Annotated in this window: 5 protein-coding genes and 1 pseudogene; 1 reads left to right on the top strand and 5 read right to left on the bottom strand. The window is 38.8% G+C overall.

Annotation, left to right across the window (positions count from 1 at the left end):
* Positions 1-213: 213 nt before the first annotated feature.
* Both V7659_RS07970 and V7659_RS07965 read right to left on the bottom strand, forming a co-directional pair.
* The gene (locus tag V7659_RS07970) at positions 214-1,485 is read right to left on the bottom strand and encodes an MFS transporter (protein WP_335539280.1); all 1,272 of its coding nucleotides are present in this window, start codon (positions 1,483-1,485) and stop codon (positions 214-216) included.
* A 126-nt stretch (positions 1,486-1,611) separates the two neighbouring features.
* Positions 1,612-2,394 (bottom strand): PhzF family phenazine biosynthesis protein, encoded by a 783-nt coding sequence (locus tag V7659_RS07965; protein WP_335539278.1) that lies wholly within the window; start codon positions 2,392-2,394, stop codon positions 1,612-1,614.
* A 109-nt stretch (positions 2,395-2,503) separates the two neighbouring features.
* On the opposite strand from V7659_RS07965, the gene V7659_RS07960 reads away from it, so the two are divergent.
* The gene (locus V7659_RS07960; protein WP_335539276.1) at positions 2,504-3,982 is read left to right on the top strand and encodes a PLP-dependent aminotransferase family protein; all 1,479 of its coding nucleotides are present in this window, start codon (positions 2,504-2,506) and stop codon (positions 3,980-3,982) included.
* A 77-nt stretch (positions 3,983-4,059) separates the two neighbouring features.
* Here the strand turns inward: V7659_RS07960 and V7659_RS07955 are convergent, their stop codons facing one another.
* From V7659_RS07955 to V7659_RS07945, 3 genes and pseudogenes are all read right to left on the bottom strand, one after another.
* Complete coding sequence (locus tag V7659_RS07955; RefSeq protein ID WP_335539274.1) at positions 4,060-4,536, bottom strand: hypothetical protein; 477 nt, start codon at positions 4,534-4,536, stop codon at positions 4,060-4,062.
* Between the two features lie 191 nt (positions 4,537-4,727).
* Positions 4,728-5,435 (bottom strand): GntR family transcriptional regulator, encoded by a 708-nt coding sequence (locus V7659_RS07950; RefSeq protein ID WP_335539273.1) that lies wholly within the window; start codon positions 5,433-5,435, stop codon positions 4,728-4,730.
* 82 nt (positions 5,436-5,517) lie between these two features.
* Positions 5,518-6,892 (bottom strand): annotated as a pseudogene (locus tag V7659_RS07945) (glycoside hydrolase family 1 protein).
* Positions 6,893-6,922: the final 30 nt, after the last annotated feature.

Raw genomic sequence — 6,922 nt, 5'->3', positions numbered from 1 at the left:
TTTGCATAAGCGGAAAACCTCCCCTTATTTACCACGAAACGTGTTCCATTGTGCACTTAAGGGAAAAATCTCCGCCTATTTCACTTTTGCTGGTTACTTAATTAAGGATAATGCTTTCTCAAAAAGATGCTGTTTCCCGCATCAAGGATCATGAGAGTCCGATCTTTATTGGTTGGGAACAAAACCCGTTTATACGATACGGCCTTTTATAATCTATGCTTTATAGATTTGTTTCACTTCAACATTTACATTTTGTTTTTTTATCACAATCACAAATAGACTGGCTAACAAACAAAACATTCCTGCCAGCACAAAGGCCCATGTATAGGATGTGAAGATATTATAGATAACCCCGGCTCCACCAGCGGCTACAGCAGAACCTAATTGGTGGGCCGCAAAGATCCAGCCATAGACCACGACACTTTTTTCAATTCCAAAAATTTGCCGTGAAATGTTAATCGTAGGCGGTACGGTTGCGATCCAATCTAATCCATAAAAAACGGAAAAAATAACAAGTAGAGTAATAGAACCTTCAGATAGTGCAAAAGGCAGTAAAACGAGTGAGGCACCTCTTAGACCGTAATACCAAAACAGCAGCCAACGGTTATCGAACCTGTCTGATAACCAACCTGAAAGAGTGGTTCCAATTAAATCAAATATCCCCATAAACGAAAGCATCGAAGCTGCTGTAACGGCCGTAAATCCAAAGCCGATACAATAAGAAATAAAATGAGTACCAATTAATCCACTTGTCGAAAGGCCGCAAATGAAGAAGCTGCCTGCAAGTAACCAAAATTCCTTCACTTTTACTGCTTCAATCAATGTGCGAAAGGCAATAATGATCGGATTATTCTTTTCGACGACTTGCTGTGCAGGCGGATCTTCTTCTAATCCATATCGAAGAAGTCCTATTTCTTTTGGTGAATTCTTCATAAATAGTAGGATGATAACCAACATAATGAAGCTCAGGATAAGGATAAAAGCAATGGCCCATTTCCACGAATACTCTTCAATGATTATGGCTAAAAGTGGTAATAGAATCAACTGTCCCGTCGCTGTACTCGCAGTCAAAATGCCAACTGCAAGCCCCCTTCTTTTTTCAAACCAATGATTTGCAACATAGGGGCTTAATATTGTTAAGAACAACCCCGATCCTAAGCCAATGATTACTCCCCAAATGATCATTAATTGCCACGGTTCCGCCATAAAAAGAGTGAGCAAAACACCGATAAGCAGTGTAGTCATGGCTAAGACCATCATTTTCTTTAAACCGATTTCCTCCACCAGCGCTGCCATAAAAGGCCCGGAAATGCCGTAGAGTAAAAGGTTAATCGCAAATGCCATCGAAATTAATGAACGGTCCCATCCGAATGCATTTTCCAAAGGGACAATCAACACTCCTGAAGAGGACCGAACAATGCCTGCTACAATAATAGAAAAGAATGTGATCAATAAAATAAACCAACTATAATGAATCCGTCTCAAGTCTTTTTATCCTCCGGTTGTTGTGAATTTTCAGAATAAGTTTATAATAACACACCTGTCAACATAGGAATCGAATGTGAAAAAGCGGCACAAATGCCGCTCTTCACATTTGCGCATGTTCCAATCTTAATACCCAATATGTAAATCCGCAATTGAATAAAGTACTGCTTTTCCGGCCATCCTCACTCGCTGCCCTTCGAGTTTACAATACAGGGTTCCGCCTCTATTGGATAACTGTTTAGCCACCATTTCCCTTTTTTCTAGTCTCTCAGACCAAAATGGAATCAAGCTGCAGTGTAAAGAACCAGTCACAGGATCTTCATTAACCTTTAGCTTAGGGAAGAATCCTCTAGAAACAAAATCACAATCATTTCCTTTAGCGGTTATACAGACGCCAAGGCCTACCGGTAGTTTTTCTAATTTTGAAAAGTCAGGATCAGCATTTTTCACGGCTTCTTCTGATTCTAATACCAAAACTAGGTCTCGATTTAAATAGGCTTCGAGCGGCATAACTCCTAAGGCTTCAATCATTTGTTCTGTCACAGCTAACTTTTCTGATGATACAACTGGGAAATCCAATTCGTACAAGTCCCCTATTTTATTTACAGTAAGCACTCCACTCAACGTATCAAATTGAACGGATTCCACTTGTTTTTCTACAAAATTCAAAATCACATAAGCGGTTGCTAATGTTGCGTGACCACAAAGGTTGATCTCTCCTCCAGTAGTAAACCAGCGAAGCCTATATATTTTTTCCTCTTTTACAGCAAATGCGGTTTCAGATAAATTATTCTCTAATGCGATTTTCTGCATAACCTCGTCTGGGATCCAATCATTCATAATACATACCCCAGCTGGATTTCCTTCAAATACTTTTTCTGCAAAGGCATCAACAACATAATATTTCATCCAATACGCCCTCCAAGTGTTATAATGTAAAATAATTATTTACGAGTAGTTTATATGGAACACTATATAACACTCAATACGGAAGTATAACACTAAGGGGATAAATATAATGCAAATCGAAATTCAACGAAATGCTGAAGTTTCATTATCTAAACAAATCTATCAGTCTATTGTGGATCGCATTCGTTCAGGACTCCTTCAAGATGGTTTACAATTACCTTCCGTCCGCGATCTATCAAAACAACTAGGAGTAAGTTTGGTTACTGCTGTAAAGGCGTACCAGCAATTGGAACAAGAAGGATTTATCACTTCTATCCAAGGAAAAGGAACATTTGTAAAGATGAACAGAAAAGCAGCTGAGGAAAGCAATGATGAGTTGTTTTCGTATGATTGGCAGTTATCTGTTCAAGATTATTTACCTAGATCGCAATTTGGCCGATTTCATCTAGTCCCTGAAAAGATTAACCTTTCTTCCTCTATGATTGATCCCGGACTTCTTCCGAATCGTTATTTAGAACGTGAGATTCACCAAATACTCACCGATAACCCTAGAATATTGTCTCAATACGGAGAAATCCAAGGAGACATTCACCTTAGAAAGGCAATGGATGAGTATTTGAAGAGAGTTGGAGTTCCTTCCACTCCCGAGAACATCTTAGTGACAAGTGGTTCGCAGCAAGGGATTGACCTTGTCGCTCGTACATTTGTTGGTCCGGGAGATGTGGTCGTTATGGAGGCCCCCACTTACCCGGGAGCAATTGATGTTTTTCGAGGGAGAGGCGCTATTATCCTCACCGTCCCTGTTGATAAGGACGGTATGCGTGTAGATATCCTCCAAAATTTATGTGACAAACATAAACCCAAAATTATCTATACCATTCCAACTTTTCATAATCCTACTGGTGCGGTTATGACATCCAAACGCCGCAGACAAATGCTTGAGATCGCACAAAGTATCCAGTGTCTTATTATCGAAGACGACCCATGGGGTGAAATTTATTTTGATAAAAAGCCGCCGTCACCCATTAAAAGTTTAGACCATAACGGTCATGTGATTTACTTGAAAGGGTTAAGCAAAACACTTGCCCCGGGTTGTCGAATCGGTATTTTGGCTGCTTCTGGCACTGTATTTAATCGACTATTGGCTGCCAAGGCCAATTCTGACCTGGGCAGTCCTTTACTCACACAAAAATCCGTTCTACCTTTTATTAACTCTAAACGAATGATCGATCACTATAAAAAATTGAGAACGGCTTTAAGAATTCGCCGCGATTTGGTCCTTGAGTTACTTTCACAACATATGCCCGATGGAGTATCTTGGGTAATCCCAGATGGTGGATTAAATGTATGGATCAGTCTTCCTTCTTGGCTAGATAGTAATCAGGTCCTTTTAGAAGCGAAGAAACAGCAACTAACTTTCTTGCCTGGGTCGGCATGTTATCCAGTCGAGCAAGAAAACCATCACTTACGTATAAGTTACTCTTATATGAACGAGCCTTTGTTACAACAGGGAGTTACAACATTATGTACCATCCTTCAATCACAATTGTCATCAAAACAAGTCCATGACAGTGCACCATTTTTTTAAGTTAGAAAGCTTATGAAATGAATGGCCCGATTTCACTTCAAACATGGAGGTAAAATCGGGCTTTTTTTTATTGGGAATTAATTTTTACTTTTTAGAATTTCATGCACTGTCGTTTTCATGGAATAAATTACGGTTTTCTTGTATTTTGCTGCGATGAGAAGGACTTTGATTTGGTCGGATCGGGATAATTGCTTAAAACGAGGTTCTTGTTTTAAAAAAGAGCGGACGATCGACCAACTGGCAGGCATTAAAGGAAAGTCATCCAGGGGTTGTTTGTTTCGGAATCGATGAAACCACGAGATCATTCCAGTGGAACTGCTGCTTTTATCGACGATACAGGGAGCATAAATATTTTTCGTGTGTTTTTTAAGGGATTCGAATCGATCTTGCCCGCTAACAATAATGTAGTTGCCATCCTTGCGATTTTTTTTGACAACCAAAACAAACATGCAATCCCACATGACTCTCTGCAGTCTCTTAAGGTGCTCTGTAATTTTCATCGATAAATCTGGCTTGATTTTGGTTATAGGAATATACTGGATCGTGAATTTCATGCTCAGCCCCTCCTGTGTGTTCATTTCCCTTTTCTCAGTTTCTTGCAGCAGGTGCGTTATTCTAGTGAAATCCGTTAAAAAGATCCCTTTTAGAAAATGTATGATGAAGGGCGCATGTCACATACGAAGTAAGTAAAAAACAATTCGGGGCCAATTAAATAACCGGTTAAGATAGGTATTCTTAACCGGTTTTATTTAAAATTAATTCGATTTAAGATTTTTGCTTTTTGGTAGTGGAATAATGACTTAGATACTTCAAAGATGGTTCCATTGGTTAGGCAAACTGTATTTTCAATAATCAACGCTGGATCTAGCGGATGAACATGCAGCAATTCTGCATCAGCTTCATCAATTTTCACACAGGTAATAACTTTGTCAGCAAAACCAATCGTTAATTTAAGGTCATCGATCAGGTAATTATAAATAGAACTCGAAGCAATGTCTTCATTTAAATACCGTACAATATCTTTATTAAAGTAACTAATTTCAATAGAGAAAGGCTCATGATCTACCATTCTCAGCCGCTTAATATAATAAACCTTTGAGCCGACTTCACACCGCATTTGGTTAGCGATGATTTCATCCGCTTCTACAACTTGTAAAGTCAGTATTTTCGTATCAATGATTTTTGAAGCCAAATCTACAGTTAAGCCTCTAAGGCTCCCTAAATTAATGGTATCAGTTTCAGACTTTTCCCTTAAAAACATGCCACTGCCCTGGACCTGGTAAACATGGCCACGATTGACCAGCTGATTAATGGCTTTTCGAATCGTATTTCGGCTCACTTCAAATTTTTTTATCAGTTCATCCTCTGTCGGCAACTTTTTCGTGTGATCAAATTTCCCATCACGAATTTCTTGTTCTAAACAATCAGCTATTTCTTTGTATTTAACAGCCATAAAGTCTCCCTTTTATTCGTTCAAACTTTTCTGCCTCTATTATACACAGAACCTCTTGATAAAAATCAAGAGGTTCTTTTATCTACAACTCTTCTCCCCGAGTCTCAATAATATGCTTATACCAGTGAAAAGAAAGCTTTTTCTTTCGGTTTAAGTGATCCTTATGATCCACGTAGATAAATCCGTATTGCTTTTTGTACCCATTTAACCAACTCAATAGATCAATCACAGACCAAGCATAATACCCTTTAAGATTAATGCCTTCTTGAATCGCACGCTTAACCACTTTTAAATGTTCCTCAATATATTTTATACGAGGCACATCAACAATTTCATCTTCGATTATCGGATCTTCATCACCCAGGCCGTTTTCAGTTACATACATTTTAATATCACCATAACGCCCTTTTAACATATGCAGCCCATCTAAGAATCCTTGCGGTGAGATTTCCCAGCCCCATTTTGTATATGTTTTATCCACCATTTTGACTGTACGATAAAAATAATCAAATGACGGGTTACCTGGTGCTAATGTAGATGTTTCTCTTGAATGTTCCATCGATGATGCAGATTCGTGATTTTTTTCCACTCGGATTGGCTGATAGTAGTTAAGTCCAATAAAATCATTTTTACTTGCATTTCGTTTTAACGTATTTAGCTCTTCTTCCGTCCAGATTGGTGTCCAGTCCTTCTCCTCTAACTGCTCAACCACATAAGACGGATATTCTCCTTTTAAAATAGGGTCATAGTACCAAAATGTTTCATATTCATTGGCATGTCTTGCTGCTAATACATTCTCCGGTTGATTATCCACACTGAAGGCTGGTAAGAACACATGGGTAATCCCGATTTCTCCGTACTGATTCAGTTCCTTATAAACTTCAACCGCTTTTGCATGGGCATAAAACACATAATGGGTTGCTTGGAAGTATTTTTTCTCATCATTTTGGATCCCAGGTGGATGTGCACCCTTTAGATAGCCTAATCCCGTAAACATAACTGTTTCATTAAATGTAATCCAATGTTTAACTCTGTCCCCGAATGCCCGGTAACACACTTCAGCATACTTAACGAAGGCTTCTGCTGTTCGTTTATTCGTCCATCCTCCGTCTTCTTCGAGCGTCAAAGGTAAATCCCAATGATACATTGTAACAAATGGAACAATTCCATACTTTAAACATTCGTTAATTACATTATTATAAAATTCTAATCCTTTTTCATTGACGTCCCCGTCACCTGTTGGCAATATCCTTGCCCATGAAATTGAAAACCGGTACGATTCAAGACCCATCTCTGCCATTAACTTAATGTCTTCTTTGTAGCGATGANNACGTTTTCCCCGGTATCTTTGAAAAGACATCCCAATTGGTTACTCCTTTCCCATCCTCATTCCATGCACCCTCTATTTGATACGAAGCAGATGCTGCTCCGAATAAAAAATCATGTGGAAACTTCACTTTATTTCCTCCAGTCTTATATACTACCTT

Source organism: Neobacillus drentensis, from assembly GCF_036966985.1.
Classification (GTDB): domain Bacteria; phylum Bacillota; class Bacilli; order Bacillales; family Cytobacillaceae; genus Neobacillus; species Neobacillus drentensis_E.
The sequence above is the reverse complement of the archived record's forward strand: the minus strand, read 5'-3'. Positions and strand labels throughout refer to the sequence as shown.

Coding starts and splice junctions, on each gene's coding strand:
- V7659_RS07955 (WP_335539274.1), bottom strand. CDS start 4,536: ATGAAATTCACGATCCAGTATATTCCTATAACCAAAATCAAGCCAGAT.
- V7659_RS07950 (WP_335539273.1), bottom strand. CDS start 5,435: ATGGCTGTTAAATACAAAGAAATAGCTGATTGTTTAGAACAAGAAATT.
- V7659_RS07960 (WP_335539276.1), top strand. CDS start 2,504: ATGCAAATCGAAATTCAACGAAATGCTGAAGTTTCATTATCTAAACAA.
- V7659_RS07965 (WP_335539278.1), bottom strand. CDS start 2,394: ATGAAATATTATGTTGTTGATGCCTTTGCAGAAAAAGTATTTGAAGGA.